Below are 26661 nucleotides of genomic sequence, written 5' to 3'. Positions count from 1 at the left end.
TCGCGGAGGAAGCGCCGGCGCGGACCGGCGGCAGCGGGGCAGAAGGACGCCCGGCTCAGCTCTCCTTCGCGCAATCGCGCGGCGTGATGCCCTTTTCCTTGGCGTACTTCTGCGCGGATGCCTCGATGATCGGGCGCAGGAAGGCGCGGTCGGCCTGGACCCAGTCGCTGACGAGCTTCCATTGCTGGCCGTCCCACTGCTGGAAGCGCACCGCGCCGCCGCCTTCATGGTCGGCGCAGGACAGGCGCAGCGGCTGCACCAGGCCGAGCGCGCCGAGTTCCTGCAGGCGCTTGTCGTCGAGGCGCAGGTTCTCGAAGCCCCAGCGCACCTCTTCGCCGCTGAGCGGCTTCTTGCCGAACTTCGCCTGCGCGATGCGCACCGCCTCGACGTTGAGGATGCCGTTCACCACGCCCAGGTTGTAATAGACGGTGCCGAAGCGCTTCGGATCGGCCAGGTTGCCCTTGCCGGCATCGACGACGTCCTTCCTGATGCCCTGCAGCACCGGGAAGCCGGAGCCCGACGGATGCGTCGTGATCGACACGAAGCCCTTCGCGGCGGCGCCGGCGGGGGCGGCGTCCTCTTCCGAATTGCTCCAGATGTTGCCGATGACGCGGTCGACCGGGTAGCCGACCTTCTGCGCCGTCTTCAGCGCCACCGGGTTCATGACGCCCCAGCCGCGCAGGATCACGTAGTCGGGCTTGATCTTGCGGATGTTGAGCCACTGCGACTGCTGCTCGTTGCCCGGATGCGGGACTTCCAGCAGGGTCAGCTCGAAGCCGTAGCGGCCGGCCAGCTTCTGCAGCACCTCGTTGGTCTCCTTACCGTAGGGCGAGCCGTGGTACAGCGTGACGATCTTCTTGCCGCGCAGCTTGTCGATGCCGCCGGCCTGCTGGCCGATGTAATTGACGATCGCCGAAACCTCGGAATACGGGTTCAACTGCAGCGGAAAGGCGTAGGGGAAGACGCTGCCGTCGGTCGAATCGGTGCGGCCGTGGTTGATCGTGACCAGCGGCAGCCTGTCGGCCGTCGAGCGGTCGAGCGTGGCGTAGGCGATGCCGACCGACAGCGGATTGGTGGCCGCGGCCGGCGCGCCGTTGAGGCCCTTCTTCAGCCGCTCGTAGCACTCGACGCCCTTCTCGACGACGTACTCCGTCTCGCATTCGCTCCAGGTGAGCTTCACGCCGTTCACGCCGCCGTTGGCATTCACGTACTGCAGGTAGTCGATGAAGCCGCCGAAGAAGCCGGTGCCGCCCGCGGCATAGGGGCCGATGCGGTAGCTCTGCAGCGGAAAGTACTGCTCGGCGGCGGCCTGGGCGCCGAGGCTGGCGGTGCCGAGCGCGAGCGCGGCGAGCAACGGCCTGCGAAGGGATTTGCGATGGAACATGGAATGCGACTCCTTGGACTGGTTTTGGTCGAAGCGTCGTCTCTGCCGAGACACGGGGTGGAAAAGACGGGATGCGGCGCGGCGGGGCGCCGGCTCAATAGCGCAGCGGCCAGCGCCGCGCGCGGGCGCGGAACTGCTGCCACAGCCGGGCGAGGCCGTCGGGCTCGCGGATCAGGAAGGCGATGATCAGCGCGCCGAAGATCATCTTCTGGATGTTCTCCAACTGGCCGGCATCGACCAGGCCGGCCGGCAGCAGCCCGGCGAGGTTGGACAGCAGCAGCGGAAACAGCACGATGAAGGCCGCGCCCAGGAAGTTGCCGAGGATGCTGCCCATGCCGCCGATGATGATGATGAACAGCACCTGGAACGAACGCGCGAGGTCGAAGCCGTGCGGCTCCACCGTGCCCAGATAGGTGAAGGCCCACAGCGAGCCCGCCACGCCCAGGTAGAAGCCGCTGATGGCGAAGGCGAGCAGCTTGGCCTTGGGCAGCGAAATGCCGATCACCGCGGCCGCGGTATCCATGTCGCGCACCGCCATCCAGTTGCGGCCGAGTTCGCTGCGCACGATGTTGCCGGCGAGCCAGGCCAGCGCGATGACGATCGCCAGCGTGAGCAGGTAGCGGCCCGCGGGCGAACCCAGGTCGATGCCCGCGATCTGCAGCGGCGGCGCGGTGATCACGCCCGAGGCGTTGAAGTCGGAGAACCAGCCGAACTTCACCAGCGCCCACGGGATCAGGAACTGCGCGGCCAGCGTCGACACGATCAGGTAGAAGCCCTTGATGCGCAGGCTGGGCAGGCCGAACACGATGGACAGCAGCGCCGCGACGACCCCGCCCAGGCCGAAGCTCGCGAGCAGCGGCAGCCCTTCGACGCGCAGGTTGAAGTTGTAGGCGGCGAACGCCCCGGCGGCCATGAAGGCGGCCGAGCCGAGCGACAACTGGCCCGCATACCCGGTGAGCAGGTTGAGGCCGAGCCCGGCCAGCGACAGGACGAGGAAGGGGATCAGGATCGCGCTGAACCAGTAGTCGTTGCCGAGCAGCGGCACGACGACGACGGCGAAGGCCAGCAGCGCGCCGATCGCGATGCGGTCCTGGCGCAGCCGGAACACGCGGCGGTCCGCCGCGTAGGTGGTGCTGAACTGGCCGGCTTCGGTGTAGAGCATGGATAGGTCTCCGGTCAGACGCGTTCGATCGCGCGTTCGCCGAACAGGCCGGCTGGGCGGACGAGCAGGAACAGGGTGGCGAGGAGGTAGGGGAACCAGTTCTCGATGCCGCCATCGACCAGCGGCCCGATGTAGATCTCGGCCAGCTTTTCCGTGGCGCCGACGATGAGGCCGCCGGCGATCGCGCCGCCGACCGACGAGAAACCGCCGATGATCAGCACCGGCAGCGCCTTCAGCACCACCAGCGACAGCGAGAACTGCACGCCCAGGCGCGCCCCCCACAGCAGGCCGGTGATGAGCGCGACGAGGCCGGCCACCGCCCACACCGCCGCCCACACCCGGCGCAGCCGGATGCCGACGGCCTGCGCCGCCAGCGTGTCGTCGGCCACGGCGCGCAGCGACAGGCCGATGCGGGTCCGGTTGAATAGCAGCGACAGCACGAGCACCAGCGTGGCCGCGGTCGCCGCCGCGAAGAGGTCGAACTGCGACACGAAGAGCCCGCCCACTTCCAGCGGCACGTCGTCGATGCCCAGCTCCAGGCCATGCACCTGGGCGCCCCACAGCGCCTGCGCCGCGCCCTCGATGATGTAGGCGAGACCGAGCGTGGCCATGAACAGCGTGATGTGCGAGCGGTTCGCCAGCGGGCGCAGCACCAGCCGTTCCACCGCGAGCGCAAGCAGCAGCATCGCGGCGAGCGTCGCCGCGAAGGCGAGCCAGAACGGCACGCCGAGCTCGACCAGGCTGACGAAGGTCAGCGCGGCGAACAGCACCATCGCGCCCTGGGCGAAGTTGAACACGCCCGACGCCTTGTAGATCAGCACGAAGCCGATGGCCACCAGGGAGTACATGACCCCCGACAGCAGCCCGCCGACCAGCACTTCGAGAAAGAAATCCATGTCAGATCCTGTTTGACGCTGCGCCGACGGCTCCAGCCGGAGCGGAAAGACGGCGCACCGCGAATCAATGGCGGGTGCCGAGGTAGGCGGCGATCACGTCCGGATTGCGGCGCACCTCTTCCGGCGGGCCGTCGGCGATCTTGCGGCCGTAGTCCAGCACCACGACGTGATCCGAAATGCCCATCACCACGCCGATGTCGTGCTCGATCAGCACCACCGTGGTGCCGTATTCGCGGTTGATGTCGACGATGAAGCGGCTCATCTCGGCCTTCTCGGCCGCGTTCATGCCCGCCATCGGCTCGTCGAGCAGCAGCAGCGCGGGCTCCGCCGCCAGCGCCCGCCCCAGTTCCACCCGCTTCTGCAGGCCGTAGGGCAGCTTGCCCACCACCGTCTGGCGCCACGGCTGGATGCGCAGGAACTCGATGACTTCCTCGGCGCGGCGCCGCTGCTCGTCGTCCTCGCGCCCGGCACGGCCGATCCGCAGCGCCTGCTCGACCCAGGTGCTGCGGCGCCTGAGGTTGCGGCCGGTCAGCACGTTGTCGAGCACCGTCATGCCCTTGAACAGCGCGATGTTCTGGAAGGTGCGCGCGATGCCGCGCTCGGCCGCGTGGTGCGGGCGCATGTGGCGCCGGACCTCGCCGTCGAAGCTGACCCGCCCCTGCTGCGCGCGATAGACGCCGTTGATGACGTTGAGCAGCGAACTCTTGCCGGCGCCGTTGGGGCCGATCAGCGCGCAGATCTCGCCGCGCCCGACCTCGAAGCTGATGTCGGTGATCGCCTTCACCCCGCCGAAGGACAGGGAGATGCCGTCGAGCCGCAGCAGCGGCCCGGAATGCGCCGTCCGCGTTGCGCCGCCCGTCATGCCGGCTCCCAGTCGCCGCTGCCGTCGAACGCGTCGGGCGGCGCGGACCGGAATTCCACCCAGCCCCGGTGCGGCTGCCGGGGGTCCACCGCATGGCGCTGCCAGCCGGCGGCCTCGGGCCACACGCGCACATGCACGCCGAGCGCCGCGAAGAAGCGCAGCGATTCCGCCGGCAGCGGTTCGCCGATGATGAGCGGCGTGCGGGTGCGCGTGAAGCCGATGACGTCGCGCAGGGGTCGCCGCACGAGCCAATGGCCCAGCACGCGGCGTAGCGGGCCGGGGCGCGGCGCCAGCGCCCAGTCGATCACGCCGCGCTGCCATGTGCTGCGCGGCGGCAGCCGCTCGCGCGCCCACTGTTCGACGCGCCGATAGGTCGCGCAGGTCCCCGCCACCAGGGTCGGGCCGATCTCGCGCCGGTCGTTGTCGCGCGTCGCCAGGTTCTCCGGGAAATTCAGCCTGAACCCGGCGAGCAGCCACGGCGCCACTAGGTAGCGTGCCTGCGCGCTCGCCGCGAAGGCGCGTGCCGCGAAGGCTTCCTCCTGCGCGCCGAGCCGCTCCTGCTCCACCAGCGCACGGCCATGCCCGAGCAGTTCGTCGTGCCGGAGCCGCTGCACGTGGAGTTCGCCTTCACCATCCCGGCGGTAGATGGCGAAGGCCGGCTCGTCCGCGCGGGCGCGGTTCCCGCGGCTCCCACTCTCCGCCGCCTGCTCCCCGCCTTCGCCGAGCAGATCCCGATACGCCGTCGGCGTGACCTGCGGCAGATCGGACCGCCCTTCCGCCTTCACCGTCGCGCGCACGCCGCGCCCGTCGGCATATGCCAGCAGCCGGGGCGCGAGATCGGCGGCCAGCACGCGATCCACCTGGTCCCGCCCTTCCGCGAACACGAAATCGGGCGCCAGTTCGGCGAGAAGGCGCAACTGCCCGGCCGCCTCGTCATGGGGGTCGAGCAGCACCGCCACACCGCCCAGCCGCTGCGCGGCGAGCGAGAACAACAGGGCTTCCGGGCGGGGATGGCTGACCACGACGAGCCGGTCCTGCGCGCCGAAGCCCAACCGCCGGAGACTGCCCGCGAGACGGCGCACCTCGGCATGGACCTCGCCCCACGTCCGCGCCTGCCAGACCCCTTCGCGCTTGTGCCTCAGCGCGACCTCACCGCCACGCCGCGCCGCCTGCAGTTCCAGCCACGACGGCAGGCTTGCCGTATCGTCGGACGGTTGTTTTCGGGTAGTGCTCACGATGGGCTCCAGATGCCGTTTCCACCCGCACAGCAACCCTCGTGCCAGTTTCATTGTCCTTTAAAAACAATCCACTGGACGAACCCCTCAGCCGCTTCGTGCTGCGGCGCAAACAAGAAAAATCCCGTCTGCTGCCTGCGCAGCAGGCGCCGGACCATCCGCATCGCCCGGTTTCGCGAAGGCTCCTGCGCCAAAGAAGCGGGCGTTGCAGCCGCGAAGGCAGCGGAGCCTTGCTGCAGATTCACGCACCTTCCGTGCGCATGGCGTTCAGCGGAAACAACGACGCCACGCCGCCGCCCGGGTAAGGGCAGCGGCGTGGCGATCGATCCCTGCAGTTCGGGACGCCAGCCCGCCGACGGCTTTCCCGCCGGACGCGGAGCCGGCTGCGGGGCTGGCTTCAGGAATAGAACGACGGCTTCGGATAGTTGCCGTTGAGCACCCAGTCCCCCAGTTCGCGGACCTTGTAGTCCAGCGGATCGTGCAGGGTGTGGACGCGCAGGTTGCGCCAGTAGCGGTCCAGGCGCAGCGCCGCGGTGGTGGAGCGCGCGCCGGTCACCTCGAAGATGCGGCTCGTCAGGTCCAGCCCGCCGCGCGTGGCGACGACCTTGGCGGTAGCGACCGCGAGGGCAACCTCGCCGCGGCCGGCCTCGGTCAGCGCGAGCCCTTCGTCCCAGGCGGCGTCGAAGCGCGCCGCCGCATGGTCGGCCAGCTTGCGCGCGGCTTCCAGCGCGACCCAGAAGTCGCCGTAGTGCGCCAGGATGTAGGGGTCTTCGGTCACCTGCGCGGCCGGCGAAGCCGACCACAGGCGCGTCTGGGTGCGCGTGTAGCCGCGCGCCTCGGCGACCGCGCCTTCGGCGATGCCGAGGAAGATGTTCACGAAGATCAGTTGCGCCAGCAGCGGCCGCAGGCAGGCGAAGGGCGAAGACAGCGGGCCGGGGTCGGACAGGATCTCGCTCTCGGCCACCGCGACCCGCTCGAACAGCGCGCTGCCGCTGTCGGTCTGGCGCTGGCCCATGTTGTCCCAGTCCTCGAACAGCGTGATGCCGGCACGCCGGGTCGGGATCGCGGCGATGATGAGCTTGCCGCCGGCATCGTCCTCGACGGCCGAAGCCAGCAGCATGTCGGAATCGAGCGCCCCCGAGCAGAAGCTCTTGCTCCCGGAGAATTCGCGCCCGCCCTGCACGCGGCGGGCCACGGTGCGCTTGTCGAGCGGGTTCAGGGCGTTGCCCCAGAACCAGCCCTGCCTGACGGTTTCGGCCAGCCAGGGCTCCCATTGCGCCGGCGTGCCGAACAGACGTACCGATGCGAGCTGCAGGTGGTGGAAGGCGAAGACGTGCGCCACCGAGCTGTCCGCCCTCGCGAGCTGGCGCACGATGGCCAGCGTTTCCGCCCAGCCCGCACCCTGCCCGCCGTACTCGGCCGGAATGCTCAGCTCGAGCAGGCCGCTCGCACGCAGCAGGTCCCGCTCCGTCTTCGGCGTGCCGCCGGCGAGGTCTCTGGCCGCGGCCGTCTCGGCGAATCGCTCGGCGAGCCCGGCGGCGATGGCGGCCGCGGATGCCTCCGCCTGCCGGGTGTGTTCGGGGATGTCGTGTGCGGCGAGGCTCATCGTCGGGCGTCCTCCACGGCCATTGGCCGGGTCATGTCAGGGAAAAGCGGTGAAGGGTCGGTCATGCGTCGGCAGCGGCCAGCACCTCGGCCGCGCCGTCGCCGATGAGACCGAAGCGCTTGAGCTGGGTGCGCAGGATGTTGCGCGAGATGCCGAGCTGGCGCGCAGTGCGGACCTGGTTCTCGCGGCAATACTCGAAAGCGGTGGAAAACACAAGATTTTCGATGCGCTCATAGACGTCGGGCGCGTCGTCCTCGAGCAACTGGCGCACGCCGGCGCGGATCGCGGCAAGGCCGTCGGTGCAGCCGAACGCGGGCACGGCGCCCTGCTCTCCGGGGCGCGGCACGACGAGACCGGGCAGGCGCAGATCGGCCGGCGTGATGACGCCGTTCTGGCACACGATCAGTGCGAAATGCACGACGTTCTCCAGCTCGCGGATGTTGCCGGGCCAGCCGTAGGCCGCCAGTTCCGCCTCGGCTTCGGGGCTGAGACGCGGGGCCTCGATGTCGAGCCGCTGGCGATAGTAGTCGATGAAGTACTCGACCAGCGGCAGGATGTCGCCCGGCCGTTCGTGCAGCGCCGGCAGCGCCACCGGGGCGACGTTCAGGCGGTAGTAGAGATCGAGGCGGAAATGGCCGGCCTGCACCGCCTTTTCCAGATTCACGTTGGTCGCCGCGACCAGCCGCACGTCCACCGGAATCGGCTTGCGCGACCCCAGCCGCACCACCTGCCGCTCCTGCAGCACGCGCAGCAGCTTGACCTGCATCGGCAGCGGCAGGTCGCCCACCTCGTCGAGGAACAGCGTGCCGCCGTTGGCAGCCTCGAACCAGCCGGCGCGCGCCTGCTGCGCGCCAGTGAAGGCGCCCGCCTCGTGGCCGAACAGCTCGGCCTCGACCAGGTTCTCGCTGAAGGCGCCGCAGTTGACCGCCACGAAGGGCCCGCTGCGCCCGCTCCGGGCATGGATGTGGCGCGCGATCAGTTCCTTTCCGGTGCCGGTCTCGCCGATGACCAGCACATTGGCCTCGCTCGGCGCGATCAGTTCGATCTGGCGCAGCAAGCGCAGGGATTTCACGTCATGGAAGATCAGCGCCTTCGCGCGAATGGACAATGCCGCCTGCCCCGCATTGGGCAAAGTCAGCAGCCTTGCGGTGTTCGATTCGTTCATGGGCTCTCTCTGTTGGCGCCGGCACCGTACGCCCGAAGCGCAGCCGCAGGCGCTGCGACTGGAGAAGCGGGACGTCGACGCGGGGCATATTTCGATGTTTCGAGATTAGAGGCTGGGCCGCCAGGCGCGAACGAAGGAATTCTGCTTTGATTTTCACGATCCGGCCAAAGGCACGGCCGGCGGCAACCCCGCCGCACCGCGATCCGCCGCCCGATCTCCCGGTCGGGCGGCCCCGGCGGACGCCGCCGTGGTGACGCGCGCGACGCACATTTGCGATCATGGCGCTTCGCCGGCCGCGACGGCCCCGTCCCCGGCGATCCCCATCGACACGGATCGCATCCATGGACACCTCCCGCGCGCAACACGCCCCCGGCGGCACGGCACCCGCATCCAGGGTCGGCTTCCGGCAGGCCCTGGCCTTCTGGTTCAAGCTGGGCTTCATCGGCTTCGGCGGCCCGGCAGGGCAGATCTCGATCATGCATCAGGAACTGGTCGAGAACCGGCGCTGGATCTCCGAGCGGCGCTTCCTGCATGCACTCAACTACTGCATGGTGCTGCCCGGCCCCGAAGCGCAGCAGCTCGCCACCTACATCGGCTGGCTGATGCATCGGACGTGGGGCGGCGTCGCCGCCGGGGCGCTGTTCGTGCTGCCGTCGCTGCTCATCCTGATCGGCCTGTCGTGGGTCTACATCGCCTTCGGCGACGTGCCGCTGGTCGCCGGGCTGTTCTACGGCATCAAGCCGGCAGTCACCGCCATCGTGCTGCACGCGGCGCACCGCATCGGCTCGCGCGCGCTGAAGAACGGCTGGCTGTGGAGCATCGCCGCGGCGTCCTTCGTCGCCATCTTCGCCCTCGGCGTGCCCTTCCCCGCCATCGTCGCGGCCGCGGCGCTGGCCGGATTCGCGGGCGGACGCATCGCCCCCCGGCATTTCACCGCGGGCGGAGCACACGGCAAGGCCGGCAGATCCTTCGGCCCGGCGCTGATCGACGACGACACGCCCACGCCGCCCCATGCGCGCTTTCGCTGGAGCGGGCTGGCACGGGTACTCCTGGCCGGCGCCCTGCTGTGGTCGGTGCCGATGGCGGTGCTGACGCTCACCCGCGGCTGGGACGACACCCTCACCCAGATGGGCTGGTTCTTCACCAAGGCGGCGCTGCTGACCTTCGGCGGGGCCTACGCGGTGCTGCCGTACGTGTTCCAGGGCGCGGTGGAGCACTACGGCTGGCTGTCCGCAGTGCAGATGATCGACGGACTGGCGCTGGGCGAAACGACGCCCGGCCCGCTGATCATGGTGGTGGCCTTCGTCGGCTTCGTCGGTGGATACCTGAAATCGCTGTTCGGAGCGCAGGCGCTGTTCCTGGCCGGCGCGGCGGCGGCGGCGCTGGTGACCTGGTTCACCTTCCTGCCGTCCTTCCTGTTCATTCTCGCCGGCGGGCCGCTGGTCGAATCGACCCACGGCGACCTGAAATTCACCGCGCCGCTGACCGCGATCACTGCCGCGGTGGTGGGCGTGATCCTGAACCTGGCGCTGTTCTTCGGCTACCACGTCCTGTGGCCGCAGGGCTTCGCCGGGCATTTCGACTGGACGTCCGCGCTGATCGCCATCGGGGCGGCGGTGGCACTGTTCCGCTACAAGCGCAACGTGATCCACGTCATCGCCGCGTGCGCGGTGATCGGCCTCGCCGCGAAAATGCTGCTGCCGTAGCGCCCCTGCAGCACCGAGGCCGGAGACACCCTATGCGCGGCGAAACACCAGGCTCAGATTGTTGGCCGGCATGTCGATGACTTCCTCCAGCCCGAAGCCGTGGGCCCTGGCCGCCGCCTCCACCGCTTCGAGATCGCGCACGCCGAAGCCCGGGTCGACGCCCCGCAGCCATTCGTCGAAGGCGGCATTGCTGGGCGCGGTGTGCCTGCCGCCGCGCCTGTAGGGGCCGTACAGGTACAGCACCGCGCCGGCCGGCAGGATTTCGGCCGCGCCCTGGAACAGCGCGTCGGTGCTGGACCAGGGCGAATAATGCACGACGTTGATCGCCACCACCGCGACGGCGTGCGCGACGGGCCATGGGCGGCGGCGAACGTCCAGCCGCACGGGCGGGGCGACGTTGGCCAGGCCGGCATGCGCGCGCCAGGCGGCGATCGATTCGAGGGCAGGCTCGTCCGTTTCGGTCGGCTGCCAATCCAGTTCGGGAAGGTGCCCGGCAAAATACACCGCGTGCTCGCCGGTGCCGCTGCCGATCTCCAGCACCGTGCCTGCCGCCGGCAGCAGGCGCCGCAGGATGGGCAGGATGAAATCGCGATTGCGCTCCGTCGCGGGCGCGAACCGGCGGCGGTCCTCAGTCATTTGCCACCAGCCTCGCGCATTCGTCCATCAGGGAACGCGACAGTTCGGATTCGTAATTGGGGTCGAGTGCTTCCATCATCTCGTGCGCCGTGTAAAGCCCCGCTTCCCTCGACAGCGAAGCCGCGATCCGGCGCGCAAGCCCGTCGCTGCGCTCCGACAGGAGGCGGCGGTCGGCCAGGGGCAGACTGCGCCGCGTGCGGCCGAGCCAGTCCGCAGCCAGGGTGGCACCCTGCGCCTCGGTCGGCCACCGGCCGTGCTCGTACCAGATCGAGAGGCGTTCCGCCGTCAGCGCAAAGACCAGCGCGGCACGCGTGCCGCGGCTTTCGGCAGGGGCAGGAGGGGTGGGCGGCAGGTTCATCGTCATGACCTCTTGCGGAGGTGCGTACCCTACCACGGGCGACGGGGGCCGGATCGTCGGACAGCGTCCCGCCGTTCCCGGCTCATTGCCCACGACCACATCAGCGGCTGCGTGAGCAGCACCTCGGCGAGATGGAGGCGTCCCCCGACGACGGGTGCCCATGCGGGAACGGCGCCCGGGCGGCACCGCCTGCCCTCACCCCGATCGCTCCGCGTCGTAATAGTTGTTACCGCCCCTGTCGATGAATGTGCCGACGACCCGAAACCCGGCTTCCTTCAGGCACGCTTCATAGCCGGCCTGCCCCAGTGAGCGGCATTCCAGGCCGGTGCTCATGTCCGGCCAGTTGCCTCTCTCGATGGGAGCCGTGAACAGGAATCGGCCCCCGGGCACCAGGATCGTGGCGACCCTGGAAATCAGCGCGCGCTGCTCCGGTTCCGGCAGCAGGAAAACCAGGCCGATCGCGACGGCCGCATCATAGGTTCGACCGAAGAAGTCGCTTTCCTGCACCCTGGCACATTGAACCGGGATATCGGGAAAGCGGGACTCGAACGCCGCGACTAGCGTCGGGGAAGCATCGACCGCCCGGAGCCGCAGCCCCGCGGCATGGAGGACCCGCGTTACCGGATAGCCACCGCCGCACGCCAGTTCGATGACGGCGGAGCCGGTGCGCAGAGTGCGGCTCCAGCGGTCCACGGCCTGCGCGCCGGTCGGCGACCCGTCGCGCGCCTGCAGGAACGCGTGAGCGTGAGCCTCATAGGCATCGGCGGAATCCATCGTCATTTGCCCCGGCTTACCGTAAGCCTGCAGTCTGACAGATCGATGCGACGCCCCGGCCGCGGACGGACAAAGGGCCACGGATCGCTCCGTGGCCCTCTTTCTTCGAACGTCGGCGGCCGCGCCGGATCAGCGCCTCGCTCTGCCCGACGCCAGCCGCTGCAGTACCGCGACCAGCGTGTCGACTTCCTCGCAGGTGTTGTAGAAGGCGAGCGACGGGCGGACCGTCGCCTCGAGGCCGAAGCGGCGCAGGATGGGCTGGGCGCAGTGGTGGCCGGAGCGCACGGCGATGCCTTCCTCGTTCAGCGCCTTGCCCACCTCTTCGGTGGTGTAGCCGTTCAGCACGAAGGACAGCACGCTGGCCTTGTCCTTGGCCGTGCCGATCAGCTTGAGGCCGGGAACGGCGAGGAGCCCGTGAGTCGCGTACACGAGCAGGTCGTGCTCGTAGCGCGCGATGTTCTCCATGCCGATGCGCTCGACGTAGTCGATCGCCGCGCCGAGGCCGACCGCATCGGCGATGTTGCCGGTGCCGGCCTCGAAGCGGGTCGGCGGCCCGTGGTAGATCGTCTTCTCGAAGGTCACGTCGGCGATCATGTTGCCGCCGCCCTGCCACGGCGGCATGTCCTCCAGCAGCGCGCGCTTGCCATACACCGCGCCGATGCCGGTCGGCGCGAACACCTTGTGGCCGGAGAACACGAAGAAGTCGGCGTCGATGTCCTGCACATTCACCCGCATGTGCGACACCGACTGCGCGCCGTCGACCAGCGCCGTGGCCCCCGCCGCATGGGCCATCGCCACGATCTCCTTCACCGGAACGACGGTGCCGAGCGCGTTCGATACCTGCGTCACCGCGACGATGCGGGTGCGGCCGTTGAGCAGCTTGCGGTACTCGTCGAGCAGCACCTGGCCGGAATCGTCGACCGGGATCACCCTGAGCTTCGCCCCCTTGGCGGCGGCAAGCTGCTGCCACGGCACGATGTTGGCGTGATGCTCGAGGTGGGACACGACGATCTCGTCGCCCTCGTCCACGTTCTGCCAGCCCCAGGTCTTGGCGATCAGGTTGATGCCTTCGGTGGCGCCGCGCACGAAGATGATCTCCTCCGGCGACCCGGCCCCGATGAAGCGCGCAACCTTGTCACGCGCGCCCTCGTAGGCGTCGGTCGCCCGCGCCGCCAGTTCATGCGCGGCGCGGTGGATGTTGGAGTTCTCGTGCCGGTAGAAATACGCCAGCCGGTCGATGACCGCCTGCGGCTTGTGCGTCGTCGCCGCGTTGTCGAACCAGATCAGCGGCCGGCCGTTGACCCGTTCCTGGAGGATGGGGAAATCGCGGCGCACGGCCTGGACGTCGAACGGGGCACGGGCCGCCGGCGTCGCGGCGGGCACCGGACCGGCGTCCGGCTCGTCCAGGAAGTAGAACGCCGGGGCGCCGGCGCCGGCCGGCTGCGCCCCCGGTACGGTAGCGCGCGAATCCGCGCCGAGCCCGGCGAGCAGCGCACGCAACTGCGCATCGCCCGGCAGCCCGAAGGATTGCGCGCTGACGCGGTCCTCCGGCACCGACGCCGCTGCCGTTTCCGGCCCTTCCGGCAATGCCGACGGATACGCGCTGGCTTCGCCCAGGAAATAGTACGGCGACGACGGCACGCCGTTCGGAACGCCGGCGGGCTGCGGCGGCGCGACGATGGGCAGTGCGGCGGCATAGGCTTCCGGCACGCCGTACGCGGGGTTGCCCGCGCCGCCCGCGGCGGATGCGGCATCCACCACGGGCCCGGGCGCGCCGGTCGGCGTGCCGTCGATCGGCGCCAGGGACGGCGCGCGGTTGCCGAGCGCAATCTCGGTCTGCGGCGGCTGCGGCGGCGGACCGAATGGCAGGCGCGCATCCGGCAGCCCGGTCGGCAACTGGGCGAAGAACTCGCCCGCGAGCTGGGTCAGCACCGACACGTCGGGCAGGCCGGCAGGGGCGGCCAGCCCGTTACTTGTAGGTGTCGAGAGCGGAATAGTCATGGTACTTGCCCACTTCAACGTCATCGAGCACGGCCAGCGCGTCTTCGGTGTGAACCACCAGCGAGCAGTAGAGCGAGATCAGGTAGGACGCGATCGCGTTGCGGCTGATGCCCATGAAGCGCACCGACAGCCCCGGCCCCTGCTCGCCGGCGACGCCGGGCTGGAACAGGCCGGATACGCCCTGGCGCTTCTGGCCCACACGCAGCAGCAGGATCTTGGTCTTGCCGTCCTCGACCGACACCTTGTCCGACGGCACCAGCGGGATGCCGCGCCAGGTGATGAACTGGGCGCCGAACAGCGACACGGTGGGGGGCGGCACGCCGCGGCGGGTGCATTCGCGGCCGAAGGCGGCGATGCCCAGCGGATGCGCCAGGAAGAAGGCGGGCTCCTTCCACACCTTGGAGAGGAGATCATCGAGGTCGTCCGGGGTCGGCGCGCCGGTCAGCGTGGAAATGCGCTGATCATCCGCCACGTTGGCGAGCAGGCCGTAGTCGGGGTTGTTGATCAGTTCGGACTCCTGCCGCTCCTTGACGGTCTCGATCGTCAGGCGCAGTTGTTCCTTGATCTGGTCGTGCGGGCTGCTGTAGAGATCGGAGATGCGGGTGTGGACGTCGAGAACCGTGGTCACCGCGTTCAGGAAGTACTCGCGCGGCTGCTCCTCGTAATCAACGAAGATCTCCGGCAGATCACCCTCGTCTTCGCGCTGCGAACATGAAACCCGCACGTCCTGCGGGTTCTTGACCTTGTTCAGGCGATAGATGCCTGCCTCGACCGGCAGCCATTCCAGGAAATGCACCAGCCAGCGCGGCGTGATGGTCGCCAGTTGCGGAACGGTCTTGGTCGCGTTGGCCAACTGGCGGGCCGCGGTGTCGCCAAGAGCGTGATGCACCTTGTTCTCTGCTGCCATGTTCGACTCCTTACGTCAAAAACAGATATGGATATGAAAAATCCAGATAACGGGAAGTATCTGTCCGCCCCTGCGCTGCCTCAACGGGCTATCGCCATCAGTCCGGAGACGGCCCGCGGACGCATTCGCACCGCGCGATCAGTTCGGACAGTCTCGTCTGCAGCGCCCTGGCGAGCTTCTGGGCGGTGATCAGCGACGGCACGGCATCGCCGCGCTCGATCTCGCCGATGTACGAACGATCGAGGCCGGCCATTTCCGCGAGCTTTTCCTGCGACCAGCCTCGCACCGCCCTCAGATCGCGAACGACGGGGCCAAAGTTAGATGTAGGCCCCATCGCCTCCCTCGAGCCGCTCGTGGCGCACGCCCGCCTGGGTGACGTTGCTGCCCGGAGGCACGCTGCGCGTCAGCCAGACGTTGCCGCCGATGCGGGAACCGCTGCCTATCGTGATGCGGCCGAGCACGGTGGCGCCGGCGTAGATCACGACGTCGTCCTCGACGATGGGATGGCGCGCGCCGCCCTTCACCAGATTCCCCTCGGCATCGGTCTCGAAACGCCTGGCGCCGAGCGTGACCGCCTGATAGAGGCGCACCCGCTGGCCGATCACCGCCGTCTCGCCGATGACAACGCCGGTGCCGTGGTCGATGAAGAAGCCGCCGCCGATGCGCGCCCCGGGATGGATGTCGATGCCGGTCTGCGAATGCGCGATCTCGGAGAGGATGCGCGCGACCAGCGGCACGCCGAGCGTGTACAACTCGTGGGCGAGGCGGTGATGGATCACCGCGAGCACGCCGGGGTAACACAGCAGCACCTCGTCCACGCTGTGCGCCGCAGGGTCGCCATCGAACGCGGCCTGCACGTCGGTGTCGAGCAGCTCGCGCAGGCGGGGCAGCCCGGCGGCAAAGGCGCGCACGATGTCCACCGCCCTTGCCGAGATTTCGTCGGGGCTGCCGCCGTCGTGCCGCGCCTCGTAGGCGAGTTCCAGCCGGACCTGGTGCAGCAGCGCGTTGAGCGCGCTGTCCAGCGTATGCCCGACGTAGAAATCCTCGCCTCCGCGGCAGAGGTCGGCGGGCCCGAGGCGCATCGGAAACAGACCGCCGCACAGGGCGGCCGCGATGTCGCGCAGCGCATCGCGCGACGGGAACTCGCGCACGCCGAATTCGCGTTTGCGCTGTTGTGCAGCACGCCAGCGCTCGCGCGCCTGGCGCAATTCGGCGACGATGCGTTCGAGGCCCCACCCGCCCTCGACGTTGGCCGCCGGCGCAATCACCGGCGTCGGGGATCTCATGCCGCGATCCCCGACGGGTCGAACAGGCCCTCGAACAGCACCGAACTCAGGTAGCGCTCGCCGGAGTCCGGCAGGATCACGACGAGGGTCTTGCCCGCGTTGGCCGGGTCCTTCGCCAGCCGTGCCGCCACGGCTACCGCCGCGCCGCACGAGATGCCCGACAGGATGCCTTCCTCGCGCGCCAGGCGCCGCGCGTATTCCACCGCCTCGTCGTTCCCGACCTGCTCGACCTGGTCGACCAGCGACAGGTCCAGCACCTCGGGAACGAAGCCCGCGCCGATGCCCTGGATCTTGTGCGGCCCGGGCTTGAGTTCCTGCCCGGCCAGCTTCTGCGTGATCACCGGACTGGCCGACGGCTCCACCGCCACCGACAGGATCGCCTTGCCCTGCGTCTTCTTGATGTAGCGCGACACGCCGGTGATGGTGCCGCCCGTGCCCACGCCCGACACCAGGATGTCGATCGCCCCGCCGCTGTCCTGCCAGATCTCCGGCCCCGTCGTGCTCTCGTGGATCCCGGGGTTGGCCGGGTTCTTGAACTGCTGCAGCAGCACGTACTTGCCCGGATCCGAGGCGGCGATCTCCTCGGCCTTCGCGATCGCGCCGCTCATGCCCTTCGCGCCCTCGGTCAGCACCAGCCTGGCGCCATAGGCCACCAGCAGCTTGCGCCGCTCGATGCTCATCGTCTCGGGCATCGTCAGCGTCAGCGGGATGCCTTTCGCCGCGGCGACGAAGGCCAGCGCGATGCCGGTGTTGCCGCTGGTGGGCTCGACCAGTTCCTTGCCCGGGCCGAGCAGGCCGCGCTTCTCGGCATCCCAGATCATCGCCGCGCCGATGCGGCATTTGACCGAGTACGCCGGGTTGCGGCCTTCGATCTTGGCCAGCACGGTGGCGCTGGCGCCGTCGATGATGCGGTTCAAGCGGATGAGCGGCGTGCGGCCGATCGATTCGGCATTGTCGGTATACCAGTGGGACATGATGGATCCTGTAAGAATGGACTGACGGAAATCGGGACCGGGCGTGCGGGCTGGTCAGTCCTGCGCCCAGGGCAGGCCGGCAAAGCGCCAGCCGTTGAACGTGCCGCGCCGCTGCTGCTCGTCGAGATCACCCTCGAAGCCTTCGAGGACGTTGAAGACATTGGTGAGGCCCGCCTTCGCCGCCGCCTCGGCCGCCAGCGCCGAACGCTTGCCGCTGCGGCACAGCAGCAGCACCACCGCATCCTTGCCCGTCTTGAATTCCAGTTCGCGCACGAAGCGCGGATTGCGGGTCAGCCCGGTACCGGTCGCCCACGCCACGTGCAGGGAGCCGGGCACGTGGCCGACGAACTTGCGCTCCTCGGCGCTGCGCACGTCGACCAGAGCCGCTTCGTGGGCGCTGAACAACGCCCAGGCTTCCTGCGGCGTGACGCCGCCGGCATAGGGCAGCCCGTGCTCCGCGGCACGCCGGCGGGCGACGGCGAGGATGGGATGCCCGGCGGCGACGGGCGTCCCATCCCCGGCTGCGGGCTGTTCGGTTTCACGGATGGCTAGGGCGGTTGCGGTCATGGCAGTCTCCTGGTTCGCTCGCGGGCCGGTCGCCGCGCTGTCGATCGGCCTCGGTCCGTACCGGTGTTGTCGGGAATTGCGTGTTCAGGTCTCGGAAGTTACGCCGGGGTGACGCGCCGGCGAACCAATAAAAAATCAGATCGTAAGCACGAAAACGGGATAGTCCGGCGCGGCGTCCGGGCACAAAAAAGCCGCCTCGAAAGGCGGCATTCCAATGATCGGCGCATTGCGGAAAGCATATCTCCCGCCCCGCAGGAGGCGGATCACATGTCCCGTCCGACCAGCCGGTTGAGCGTGAAGCGCGTGTGATGGCGAACGCGCGCCAGCGCGCCGTGCCGCCCCCGCTGCGAATTCGCCTCGCCCGAGATGGTGCCCAGCGGCACGTCGTCATGCACGCGCTGCATGGCGGTGAGCAGTTCCAGGCCGAAGGGCCAGGGGCCGAAGCCCGATTCGGTATTGATGTGTCCCGCCTCGCCGATGTCGATCAGCCGGCTGCCCCAGCGCTCGGCCCAGAAAGCCGCGCTGTCGAGTTTCACCCACGGGTCGTTGCTGCTCGCGACCACCGTGCTGGGGCACTCCAGCGGCGTTTCGGGCAGCCAGGCGGCGATGCACTCGCCCTCGTCGCCGACCGCGTCGCGCAGGCCGAAAGGCCCGAAGCGCAGCGGGTCCGCCGGTGCGACCAGCAGCACGCCCGCCACCTTCTCGGGGCGGTCGGCGGCGGCGACGACGCTGGCGAGGCAGCCGAAGCTGTGCGCCACCAGCCACACCGCATGCGGCGCCGCGTCGATCTCGCCGCGTACCGCGCCCGCCCAGCGGGCGAGGACCGGCGACTCCCAGTCGATGTCCCGCACCCGCTGCGCGCCGGGCAGTTGCTCCTCGATCCAGCTCTGCCAGTGAAGCGGGCCGCTGCCGTGGAACCCGGGGACGATCAGGGTCGTGTGCTGCATGGCGCGCCCTCCTACATCCGACACGGACACATCGCGGCGCGACTCAGAGCGTGGCGATCGACACTTCGGTCGATTTCACCAGGGCGACGACTTCCGAGCCCGGCTTGAGGCCGAGTTCATCCACCGAGCGCGTGGTGATCACCGAGGTGACGATGCCCGAGGGCGTCTGCACGTCCACTTCGCTGACGACGTCGCCGCGGATGATCTCCTTGACCTTGCCGCGAAACTGGTTGCGTACGTTGATGGCCTGAATGGTCATGATGCTGTCCTCCGCCCGGCGCCGCCGGGTTATTTGGCGTAGATCTGGTCGAACACGCCACCGTCGCTGAAGTGGGCGTCCTGCACCTTCCTCCAGCCGCCCAGCTCGTCGACCGTGAAGGTCTTCACCTTCGGGAAGCGGGCGACGTCCTTCGGGTCGGCCAGTTCGGGCTTGATCGGGCGGTAGTAGTGCTTGGCGGCGAGCTTCTGCCCGGTCGGCGAATACAGGTATTCGAGATAGGCTTGCGCGACCTTCTCGGTGCCGCGCTTCTTCGCGACGCCATCGACCACGGTGACCGGCGGCTCGGCGAGGACGGAGACCGAGGGCACGACGATCTCGAACTTGCCCGGCCCCAGTTCGTTGACCGACAGGAAGGCTTCGTTCTCCCACGCCAGCAGCACGTCGCCGATGCCGCGCTGCACGAAAGTGTTGGTGGCGCCGCGCGCGGCCGAATCCAGCACCGGCACGTGCTTGAGCAGCTCGCCGACGAATTCGCGCGCCTTGGCCTCGCTGCCGCCGGGCTGCTTCAGCGCATAGCCCCAGGCCGCGAGGTAGTTCCAGCGCGCGCCGCCGGAAGTCTTGGGATTGGGCGTGATGACCTCGACGCCCGGCTTCACCAGGTCGCCCCAGTCCTTGATGCCCTTCGGATTGCCCTTGCGCACCAGGAAGACGATGGTCGAGGTGTAGGGCGAGCTGTTCTGCGCGAGGCGCTTCTGCCAGTCGGCGGGGATCTTGTCGCCGTGGTCGGCGATCGCATCGATGTCGTAGGCCAGCGCCAGGGTGACGACGTCGGCTTCCAGGCCGTCGATCACCGCGCGCGCCTGCTTGCCCGAACCGCCGTGGGACTGCTTGATGGTGACGTCCTCGCCGGTCTTGCTCTTCCAGAACTTGGCGAACTCGGGGTTGAACTCCTGGTACAGCTCGCGCGTCGGGTCGTAGGACACGTTGAGCAGCGTGGTTGCGGCGTGCGTGGTGCCGACGAGGCCGGTGGCCAGGGCGAATGCCAGCAGGGTACGGCGGGTGGCGTTGAAGCGCATGTCGTTCTCTCCCGAGATCGTTTGTCGATGACGAAAATCTATCGCTTCGGCCGAATTCGCCGAACCAAGAAAAAACGCATTGCTTATTCGATTCTTCGATTCGCCGCGGCAATGCGGGCGGCCCCACCGTTCGGCTGCGGCGATGTCGGCCCGAGGCGCCGTTCTGCGCTATCGTTCGCCCTCGTCCAAGAACCGTCCGGAGCCATACGCATGGCAAGCGCAGCGAAATTCCGCCGTTCCTTCCCCCTCGCCGCCGGTGCCGCCGCGCTGGCGGTTGCCCTCCTCGGAAGCGCCACGCCGTTCGCCCGCGCGGCGGAACTGAAGATCGGCCTGTCGTCGGAAGTCACCACGCTGGACCCGCATTTCTTCGCCACCGGCCCCAACATCGCCTTCCATCACCACCTGTACGACAGCCTTGTCGACGTCGATCCCGAAGGCCGGCTGATCCCGGCGCTGGCCGAATCGTGGAAGACGGTGGACGAAACCACCTGGGAATTCAAGCTGCGCCGCGGCGTCAGGTTCCACGACGGCAGCGAACTGACGGCCGAGGACGTGCTGTTCTCGCTCGAACGCCCGGCGCAGATCGCCAACAGCCCCGGCCCCTTCATCAGCTATACCCGGCCCATCGTCGCCAGGCAGGCGGTGGACCGCTACACCGTGCGGCTGAAGACGGCCGGCGCCTACGGCGCGCTGCCGCTGGATCTCTCGTCGGTATTCATCGTGTCGAAGAAGGCCGCGGCAAACGCCGCGCAGGATCGCTTCAACAGCGGCGCCGCGGCCGTCGGCACCGGGCCGTTCAAGCTGGTGGGCTTCCGCAAGGGCGAGAGCATCGAGATCGCCCGCAACGACGCCTACTGGGGCCCGAGGCCGGAATGGGACACGGTCCGGTTCAAGGTGCTCGCCAGCGACGCGCCGCGGCTGGCGGCGCTGCTGGCCGGGGACGTCGACCTGATCGAGGCGGTGCCGCCGGCCGACCTCGCGCGGCTGAAGACCAATCCCAAGGTGACGCTGGCGCAGCACACCACCTGGCGCACGCTGTTCTGGCACCTGGACCAGTTCCGCGACAACTCGCCCTACGTCACCGACAAGGCCGGCAAGCCGCTGGCGAAGAACCCGCTCAAGGACGTGCGCGTGCGCCGGGCGATCTCCAAGGCGATCAACCGCGAGGCGCTGGTCGGGCGCACGCTCGAAGGTCTTGCGCAGCCGGCCTCCAACCTGAACTCGCCGGGCATCTTCGGCTACGACGCCGAACTCAAGGTGGAAGCCTACGATCCTGAAGGCGCGAAGAAGCTGCTGGCCGAGGCGGGCTACCCGGAAGGCTTCGGCCTCACGCTGCACGGGCCCAACAACCGCTACATCAACGACGAGCAGGTGGTGCAGACGGTCGCCCAGTTCCTGAACCGCGTCGGCATCCGGACCAGGGTCGAGACGCAGCCGCTGTCGGTGTATTTCGGCAAGGCGCGCGCCAGCGAATACAGCATGGCGCTGCTCGGCTGGGGCTCGCTGGCCAGCGACTTCACGCTGCGCTCCATCGTCGGCACGCCCGATCCCGACACCGGCTGGGGCACCTGGAACTGGGGCAGGTACAGCAACCCGACGGTGGACAAGCTGGTGCGGCAGGCGCTCGGCTCGGTGGACGCGGCCAGGCGCGAGGACTTCGCCCGCCAGGCCGTCAAGGCGGCGATGAGCGACTACGCGGTGATCCCCTCGCACCACCAGATCGCCACCTGGGCGCTGCGCAAGGGCCTCGACTACGGCGGCCGCATCGACGAATTCACCTACGCACACGAGGTGCGCAGCGCGAAATAGGGCCGGGCCGGCGGGCGGCACGCTGCCCATGCCGGCCCGGATGCCGCCGCTGCGCGCCATCCGGCCGGCCATCGGAAGTGCGGTCGCATCGCCTCGCCCTGCGCCCGGACCTCGCCCCGGGGATCTTCGTACCCCACCGACACGGCAGCTTCCGCCAACGACAGGAATGAACGACATGCGCCTCTTCACCCCCTCCCTGCTTTCCCTCGCCGCCGCGGCCCTTCTGAGCCTGCAGCCGGCCGGCCCCGCCCGCGCGGACGATGCCGGACTGCGCCAGTGGATCGACGGAGCACAACGCAGCGAACGCAACCGCGCCCGCGACCCGGCGCGCAAACCGGCCGAAACACTGGCCTTCTTCGGACTGCAGCCGGACCAGACCGTGGTCGAAGTCTGGCCCAGCGTGGGAGCCTGGTGGTTCGAGATCCTCGCGCCCTACCTGCGCGACCGCGGCCGCTACGTTGCCGCCCTGCACGCGGGCGCGCACAACCCGCCGGCGGCCAAGGCCGAGCACGACGCCATCGAGGGCCGCATCGCGAACCGGCCCGAGCTTTACGGCAAGGTCGAGATCGCCCACACGCCCGGCCTGCCCGACACGGTGAAGCCGGACTCGGTGGACCTGCTGCTGACCTTCCAGAACCTGCACAACTGGATCACCGACGGCAACGCCGACGAGCACCTGCGGGAATTCCACACCGTGCTGAAACCCGGCGGCGTGCTCGGCATCGTCGATCACCGCGCGCGCACCGACCGCCCCGCCGACGAACAGTCGAAGGCCGGCTACCTGCGCGAGGACGAAGTCGTCGCGCTGTTCGAGAGGCACGGCTTCAAGCTGGCCGGCCGTTCCGAGATCGCCGCCAACCCGCGCGACACCAAGGACCATCCGCAAGGCGTCTGGACCCTGCCGCCCACCCTGCGCCTGAAGGACGTGGACCGCGAGCGCTACCTTGCCATCGGCGAGAGCGACAAGTTCACGCTGAAGTTCGTGAAGATCGCACGCCCCTGAGGCGAAGGGGCGCGGGCCGCGAACTCGCTGCGCCCGCGGGTTCGGCGGCGAGAGAGCGATCGAAACCGGCCGCGTCCAGGTCATCCATGCTGCCGGCCACGCGCGCGTGGCCGGCAGCCAGGCACGCAGGCCGATCCTGCCCCGGCCGGGCGATCGAAGCCCGGGCGGCGCATCGCAGCGGCCCCGCCGTTCGCCTTCCCGGCCGTACCCGTTGCGGTTAACCCGCCAAGTGCTCCGCCCGTTTCCATGGCTGCCGTCGTCATATGGCCTATTTGATTGTCAATACGCCTAGTTCTTTCAGGCTACGGCAGCCGGTACTGAAGTGTCACTTCACCTTGATAGCGTCTGCCGGGCAAGCCTGCTGATCGCGACGCCTTTGTGTCGCCTTGCGCTCGATTCCCCCAATACCGCAAGAGGAAACCGCCCATGAAAGGCATCAAGCACCCCAAGAACGACCTGACGATCAACCCGTCGGGCAATGAATCGATCCACGACGTCATCGGCCGTGTCGATCTCTCCCGCCGCCGTTTCGTCCAGGGCACCGCCAGCGCCGGCATGCTGGCCGCCGCCGGCGGCGTCACGCTGTCGGGCCTGGTCGGCACCGTCGAAGCCGCGCCGATCCCCGGCAGCACGGGTTTCGCCGGCATCGGCTTCGACAGCATTCCCGCCAGCCTGGCGATCGGCGGCCGTGTCGCCGACGTCGTGGCCGTGCCCGCCGGCTATACCGCCAAGCTGCTCGTTTCCTGGGGCGACCCGATCGCCATCGGCGGCGTTCCCTTCAAGGCCGACGCCAGCAACACCGCCGCCGAGCAGGCCCTGCAGTACGGCATGCACACCGACGGCATGCACTTCTTCCCGTTCTCCAGCCGTGGCCAGGTGCTCAGCGACCGCGGGCTCCTCTGTGCCAACAACGAGTACACCCACGAGGCCATCCTGTTCCCGGCCGGCCAGACCGGCAGTGACGTGCTCGGTGGCGGCTACACCATCGAGAAGGCCCGCAAGTCGCAGTCGGCCCACGGCGTGTCCATCGTCGAGATCCGCCGTGTCGGCAGCAACTGGACGGTGGTGGCGAACTCGATCTACGGCCGCCGCCTGACCTCCAACACGCCGATGCGCCTGTCCGGCCCCGCCGCCGGCCACGCCCTGCTCAAGGCCAACGAGCACGTCATCACCCCGACCGGCACGACGCCCACCGGCAACCAGACCGACGGCTACGTCGCCAATGGCACGATCAACAACTGTGCCCATGGCATCACCCCGTGGGGCACCTACCTGACCTGTGAGGAGAACTGGAACGGCAACTTCGGTTCCACCACCGGTTCGGTCAATACCAACGTCGCCACCGAGATCGGCAAGCTGAACAACCGCTACGGCCTTTCCGCCAGCGGCAACGGCTATCGCTGGCATACCGTCGATCCGCGCTTCGACATCTCCGTCAACCCGAACGAGCCGAACCTGTTCGGCTGGGTGGTGGAAGTCGATCCGTTCTCGCCCACCAACACGCCGGTCAAGCGCACCGCGCTGGGCCGCTTCAAGCACGAAAGCGCCCAGTACGTGGTCGACAGCGCCAACAACCTCGCCTTCTACCAGGGCGACGACGAGAGGAACGAGTACATCTACAAGTTCGTCGCGTCCGGCAAGTTCAACCCGACCAACCGTGCCGCCAACCTCGACCTGCTGGACAGCGGCGTGCTGTATGTCGCCAAGTTCAACGCCGATCTGACCGGCGAATGGATCGCGCTGCTGCCGGGTACCATCGGCGCGGGTGGCGTGGCCCTGCGTGACAACCCGAACTTCTCCGGCGCCGACGACGCCGAAGTTCTGGCCAAGATCCTCATCAAGACCCGCATGGCGGCCGACGCCGTCGGTGCCACGATGATGGACCGCCCGGAATGGACCGGCGCGCGCCCGCGCGTCAACGGTTACGACGAGATCGAGGTCTATTGCACGCTGACCAACAACAACCGCCGTGACCCCAGCACCTCGATCAACGTCAACAAGCCGGACGGCAGCACCGCCGCCGGCTCGGCCCGCCCGCCGGTCGACGCCGCCAACCCGTCCGAGAACAACATCTACGGCCACATCATCCGCTGGCGCGAAACCGGCAAGAGCGTGCTCGCCACCACCTTCACCTGGGATCTCTTCGTCCAGGCCGGCGACACCCAGACCGCCAAGACCCCGAATTCGACCAACGACTTCAAGGGCAACATCGTCGCCGATCCGTACGGTTCCGCCGACTTCGGCGCGCCGGACGGCCTGTGGTTCGACTGGTTCGGCCGCCTGTGGGTACAGACCGACCAGATCGGCGACGGCAGCGGCGACTGGGTGAACATCGGCGCCAACAGCCTGTCCTGTGCCGATCCCAACACCAAGGAGTTCCGCCGCTTCCTGACCGGCCCGAACCGGTGCGAGGTCACCGGCATCACCATGACGCCGGATGGCAAGACGCTGTTCGTGGGCATCCAGCACCCGGGTGAAGATTCGCCCGCGACCGACCCGGCCCAGTACTCCACCTGGCCGGCCGGCCAGTGGGCGACCCGTGCCGACGGCACGCCGCTGCCGGGCGGCCGCCCGCGCGCCGGCGTCGTGGTCATCACCAAGGACGACGGCGGCATCATCGGCGCCTGATCATCGATCGATGCCCGGCCGCCGCGGCGGCCGGGCGTTCAGACACGCATTGAAAGGAATACAGACATGAACAAGTTCAGCATCGTCGCCGGCCTGCTGCTGGCCGCCTCCGCCGCGACCGCCCAGGCCGCCGGCACCATCGACAGCCTGTCCCTGGTCCCGAGCACGGCCACGGTCATCGATTTCGGCAGCGAATTCGGCCATGAGATCAACGGCAGCTACAACATCGGCGCCGCCTACTTCTCGTCGGCCACGCAATACACGCTTGGCCAGTACGCGTTCGATCTCGGCGAAAACGGCCTGTGGGGCGGTGACGTCCGCTTCCTCTCGTTCGACAACATCGGCTCCACCACGCTCGACATCAGCTTCAACGGCCTGACCACCAAGGGCTTCGCCTTCGACTTCAGTGCCTGGCAGGATCTGGGTTCGAGCGAGCCGGTTTCGGTCACCGTCAGCTATTTCGATGCCGCCGACAGCCTGATCGGCAGCCACGAAGTGAGCATCCCGGCCTTTGGTTCCACCACCTACAACGCGTTCCTCACCACCGGCTACGTCAGCGACAACGCCGACATCGCCCGCATCAGCATCGCTGGCGACGGCGTGGTCCTGGACAACCTGACCTTCACCACCCCGGTGCCGGAACCCGAAACCTACGCCATGCTGCTGGCTGGCCTGGGCCTGCTGGCCGGCGTCGCGCGCCGCCGCGGCTGAGTTCGCCGCGCACGAAAGGGATGGCGGGTCGAAAGACCCGCCATCCCTTGGCGTGCCGATGGTCGGGCCGGCTCCGCCGGCCTGCTCGAGGGCGCTTCCGGGCGCCCTTCTCATTTCTTGATGGCCGGTCCCGGAGGATCAGGCGCAGATCGGCAACGCGCCGCGGAGAACGGCGCGGAGCGCGCCGCTCAGCGTGCGGCGATCCCCTCGATCTCCACCAGCAGCCCATCCATCGACAGCCGCTCGATGCCCACCAGCGTCACCGCCGGCGGCTTGCCGGCGTCGAAATAGGCGGCACGGATGTCGCGGATGCGCGGCGTCTGCGCCGGCTGCAGGCCGACGATGTAGAAATTCACCTTCACCAGATCCTGCATCGTCGCGCCCTGCGCGCGCAGCGCGATGTCGAGGTTGTCGAGCGTGCCCTTCAGTTGCGCCTCGAGATCGTCCGGGTTGCGCACCCTGCCTTCGCGGTCGCAGTCGATCTGGCCGGCGATGAAGATGAGCCGCTGCGCGCCCTCGACCGAGAAGGTCTGGCTGAACGCCTTGCCGACGAAGAGTTCGGGCGGGTTGATGACCCTGGTTTCCATGTCTGTGCCTCGTGATCGGTGGAAAGGATGAGCCTGCGGGCGGCAAGTGTTCCATGCCTTGCCGCTCCCGGCCAGCCCGCGGGCTTCTTCGAACCGGGCCGTGGCTGCTATCCTCCGTCCGGACCCCGCCCCGCCGGCCGCTCCTTCCCCGGCCACCGGCC

General features: G+C 68.8%; 26 protein-coding genes. 5 read left to right on the top strand and 21 right to left on the bottom strand.

What is annotated here, in order from left to right:
* Positions 1-55: 55 nt before the first annotated feature.
* From CCZ27_RS05470 to CCZ27_RS05440, 8 genes are all read right to left on the bottom strand, one after another.
* The gene (locus CCZ27_RS05470) at positions 56-1384 is read right to left on the bottom strand and encodes an ABC transporter substrate-binding protein (RefSeq protein ID WP_096446280.1); all 1329 of its coding nucleotides are present in this window, start codon (positions 1382-1384) and stop codon (positions 56-58) included.
* 94 nt (positions 1385-1478) lie between these two features.
* Positions 1479-2546: a branched-chain amino acid ABC transporter permease gene (locus CCZ27_RS05465; RefSeq protein WP_096446278.1), complete on the bottom strand. Its 1068-nt coding sequence runs from the start codon at positions 2544-2546 to the stop codon at positions 1479-1481.
* 14 nt (positions 2547-2560) lie between these two features.
* Positions 2561-3442, bottom strand: a complete 882-nt coding sequence (locus CCZ27_RS05460; protein ID WP_096446276.1) for a branched-chain amino acid ABC transporter permease — start codon at positions 3440-3442, stop codon at positions 2561-2563.
* Between the two features lie 64 nt (positions 3443-3506).
* Positions 3507-4304 carry an ABC transporter ATP-binding protein gene (locus tag CCZ27_RS05455; RefSeq protein WP_096446274.1) on the bottom strand — a complete coding sequence of 266 codons (798 nt, stop codon included), beginning with the start codon at positions 4302-4304 and terminating at the stop codon, positions 3507-3509.
* Positions 4301-5539, bottom strand: coding sequence for an AMP-binding protein (locus tag CCZ27_RS05450; protein WP_232516571.1), 1239 nt, complete (start codon positions 5537-5539; stop codon positions 4301-4303). Before CCZ27_RS05450 ends, CCZ27_RS05455 begins: the two co-directional genes overlap by 4 nt.
* Before the next feature lie 50 nt (positions 5540-5589).
* A complete protein-coding gene (locus CCZ27_RS23280; RefSeq protein WP_157748445.1) occupies positions 5590-5784 on the bottom strand; it encodes a hypothetical protein in 195 nt (64 codons plus the stop codon).
* Between the two features lie 152 nt (positions 5785-5936).
* Positions 5937-7145 carry an acyl-CoA dehydrogenase family protein gene (locus CCZ27_RS05445; RefSeq protein WP_096446270.1) on the bottom strand — a complete coding sequence of 403 codons (1209 nt, stop codon included), beginning with the start codon at positions 7143-7145 and terminating at the stop codon, positions 5937-5939.
* 61 nt (positions 7146-7206) lie between these two features.
* Positions 7207-8310 carry a sigma-54 interaction domain-containing protein gene (locus CCZ27_RS05440; protein ID WP_096446268.1) on the bottom strand — a complete coding sequence of 368 codons (1104 nt, stop codon included), beginning with the start codon at positions 8308-8310 and terminating at the stop codon, positions 7207-7209.
* 341 nt (positions 8311-8651) lie between these two features.
* Here CCZ27_RS05440 and chrA point away from each other — a divergent pair, with 341 nt between their 5' ends.
* The gene (gene chrA / locus CCZ27_RS05435) at positions 8652-10016 is read left to right on the top strand and encodes a chromate efflux transporter (protein ID WP_096446266.1); all 1365 of its coding nucleotides are present in this window, start codon (positions 8652-8654) and stop codon (positions 10014-10016) included.
* A 30-nt stretch (positions 10017-10046) separates the two neighbouring features.
* Here chrA and CCZ27_RS05430 read toward each other — a convergent pair whose 3' ends face one another.
* The 12 genes from CCZ27_RS05430 to CCZ27_RS05375 form a co-directional block, all read right to left on the bottom strand.
* A complete protein-coding gene (locus CCZ27_RS05430) occupies positions 10047-10652 on the bottom strand; it encodes a DUF938 domain-containing protein (protein WP_096446264.1) in 606 nt (201 codons plus the stop codon).
* On the bottom strand, positions 10645-11010 hold the full coding sequence (locus tag CCZ27_RS05425; protein WP_096452211.1) for a hypothetical protein: 366 nt from the start codon (positions 11008-11010) through the stop codon (positions 10645-10647). Before CCZ27_RS05425 ends, CCZ27_RS05430 begins: the two co-directional genes overlap by 8 nt.
* A gap of 195 nt (positions 11011-11205) precedes the next feature.
* The gene (locus CCZ27_RS05420) at positions 11206-11784 is read right to left on the bottom strand and encodes a class I SAM-dependent methyltransferase (protein ID WP_157748444.1); all 579 of its coding nucleotides are present in this window, start codon (positions 11782-11784) and stop codon (positions 11206-11208) included.
* Between the two features lie 129 nt (positions 11785-11913).
* On the bottom strand, positions 11914-13785 hold the full coding sequence (locus tag CCZ27_RS05415) for a family 2A encapsulin nanocompartment cargo protein cysteine desulfurase (RefSeq protein ID WP_096446260.1): 1872 nt from the start codon (positions 13783-13785) through the stop codon (positions 11914-11916).
* Complete coding sequence (locus CCZ27_RS05410; RefSeq protein WP_096446258.1) at positions 13754-14692, bottom strand: family 2A encapsulin nanocompartment shell protein; 939 nt, start codon at positions 14690-14692, stop codon at positions 13754-13756. The genes CCZ27_RS05415 and CCZ27_RS05410 overlap by 32 nt, the downstream gene beginning before the upstream one ends.
* 97 nt (positions 14693-14789) lie before the next feature.
* Positions 14790-15026 (bottom strand): helix-turn-helix domain-containing protein, encoded by a 237-nt coding sequence (locus CCZ27_RS05405; RefSeq protein WP_096446256.1) that lies wholly within the window; start codon positions 15024-15026, stop codon positions 14790-14792.
* The gene (gene epsC / locus CCZ27_RS05400) at positions 15010-15978 is read right to left on the bottom strand and encodes a serine O-acetyltransferase EpsC (RefSeq protein WP_096446254.1); all 969 of its coding nucleotides are present in this window, start codon (positions 15976-15978) and stop codon (positions 15010-15012) included. Before epsC ends, CCZ27_RS05405 begins: the two co-directional genes overlap by 17 nt.
* Positions 15975-16952, bottom strand: a complete 978-nt coding sequence (gene cysK, locus CCZ27_RS05395; RefSeq protein ID WP_096446252.1) for a cysteine synthase A — start codon at positions 16950-16952, stop codon at positions 15975-15977. The genes epsC and cysK overlap by 4 nt, the downstream gene beginning before the upstream one ends.
* Before the next feature lie 54 nt (positions 16953-17006).
* Positions 17007-17519: a rhodanese-like domain-containing protein gene (locus tag CCZ27_RS05390; protein WP_096446250.1), complete on the bottom strand. Its 513-nt coding sequence runs from the start codon at positions 17517-17519 to the stop codon at positions 17007-17009.
* 263 nt (positions 17520-17782) lie between these two features.
* Complete coding sequence (locus CCZ27_RS05385) at positions 17783-18466, bottom strand: RBBP9/YdeN family alpha/beta hydrolase (protein WP_096446248.1); 684 nt, start codon at positions 18464-18466, stop codon at positions 17783-17785.
* A 43-nt stretch (positions 18467-18509) separates the two neighbouring features.
* A complete protein-coding gene (locus CCZ27_RS05380; RefSeq protein WP_096446246.1) occupies positions 18510-18725 on the bottom strand; it encodes a TOBE domain-containing protein in 216 nt (71 codons plus the stop codon).
* Positions 18726-18754: 29 nt separating this feature from the next.
* Entirely contained in the window at positions 18755-19762 is a 1008-nt protein-coding gene (locus tag CCZ27_RS05375) for a sulfate ABC transporter substrate-binding protein (RefSeq protein WP_096446244.1), read from the bottom strand.
* Positions 19763-19972: 210 nt separating this feature from the next.
* On the opposite strand from CCZ27_RS05375, the gene CCZ27_RS05370 reads away from it, so the two are divergent.
* The 4 genes from CCZ27_RS05370 to CCZ27_RS05355 all read left to right on the top strand — a co-directional run bounded on the left by CCZ27_RS05370 (position 19973) and on the right by CCZ27_RS05355 (position 25913).
* A complete protein-coding gene (locus tag CCZ27_RS05370; RefSeq protein ID WP_096446242.1) occupies positions 19973-21571 on the top strand; it encodes an ABC transporter substrate-binding protein in 1599 nt (532 codons plus the stop codon).
* 175 nt (positions 21572-21746) lie between these two features.
* Positions 21747-22574 (top strand): class I SAM-dependent methyltransferase, encoded by an 828-nt coding sequence (locus CCZ27_RS05365; protein WP_096452209.1) that lies wholly within the window; start codon positions 21747-21749, stop codon positions 22572-22574.
* Between the two features lie 426 nt (positions 22575-23000).
* Complete coding sequence (locus tag CCZ27_RS05360; protein ID WP_096446240.1) at positions 23001-25202, top strand: PhoX family protein; 2202 nt, start codon at positions 23001-23003, stop codon at positions 25200-25202.
* Positions 25203-25268: 66 nt separating this feature from the next.
* Complete coding sequence (locus CCZ27_RS05355) at positions 25269-25913, top strand: PEP-CTERM sorting domain-containing protein (protein WP_096446238.1); 645 nt, start codon at positions 25269-25271, stop codon at positions 25911-25913.
* A gap of 188 nt (positions 25914-26101) precedes the next feature.
* Here the strand turns inward: CCZ27_RS05355 and CCZ27_RS05350 are convergent, their stop codons facing one another.
* The gene (locus CCZ27_RS05350; protein ID WP_096446236.1) at positions 26102-26500 is read right to left on the bottom strand and encodes a RidA family protein; all 399 of its coding nucleotides are present in this window, start codon (positions 26498-26500) and stop codon (positions 26102-26104) included.
* Positions 26501-26661 lie beyond the last annotated feature (161 nt).

Origin of the sequence: Thauera sp. K11 (assembly GCF_002354895.1) — a bacterium.
Classification (GTDB): Bacteria; Pseudomonadota; Gammaproteobacteria; order Burkholderiales; family Rhodocyclaceae; genus Thauera; species Thauera sinica.
The sequence above is the reverse complement of the archived record's forward strand: the minus strand, read 5'-3'. Positions and strand labels throughout refer to the sequence as shown.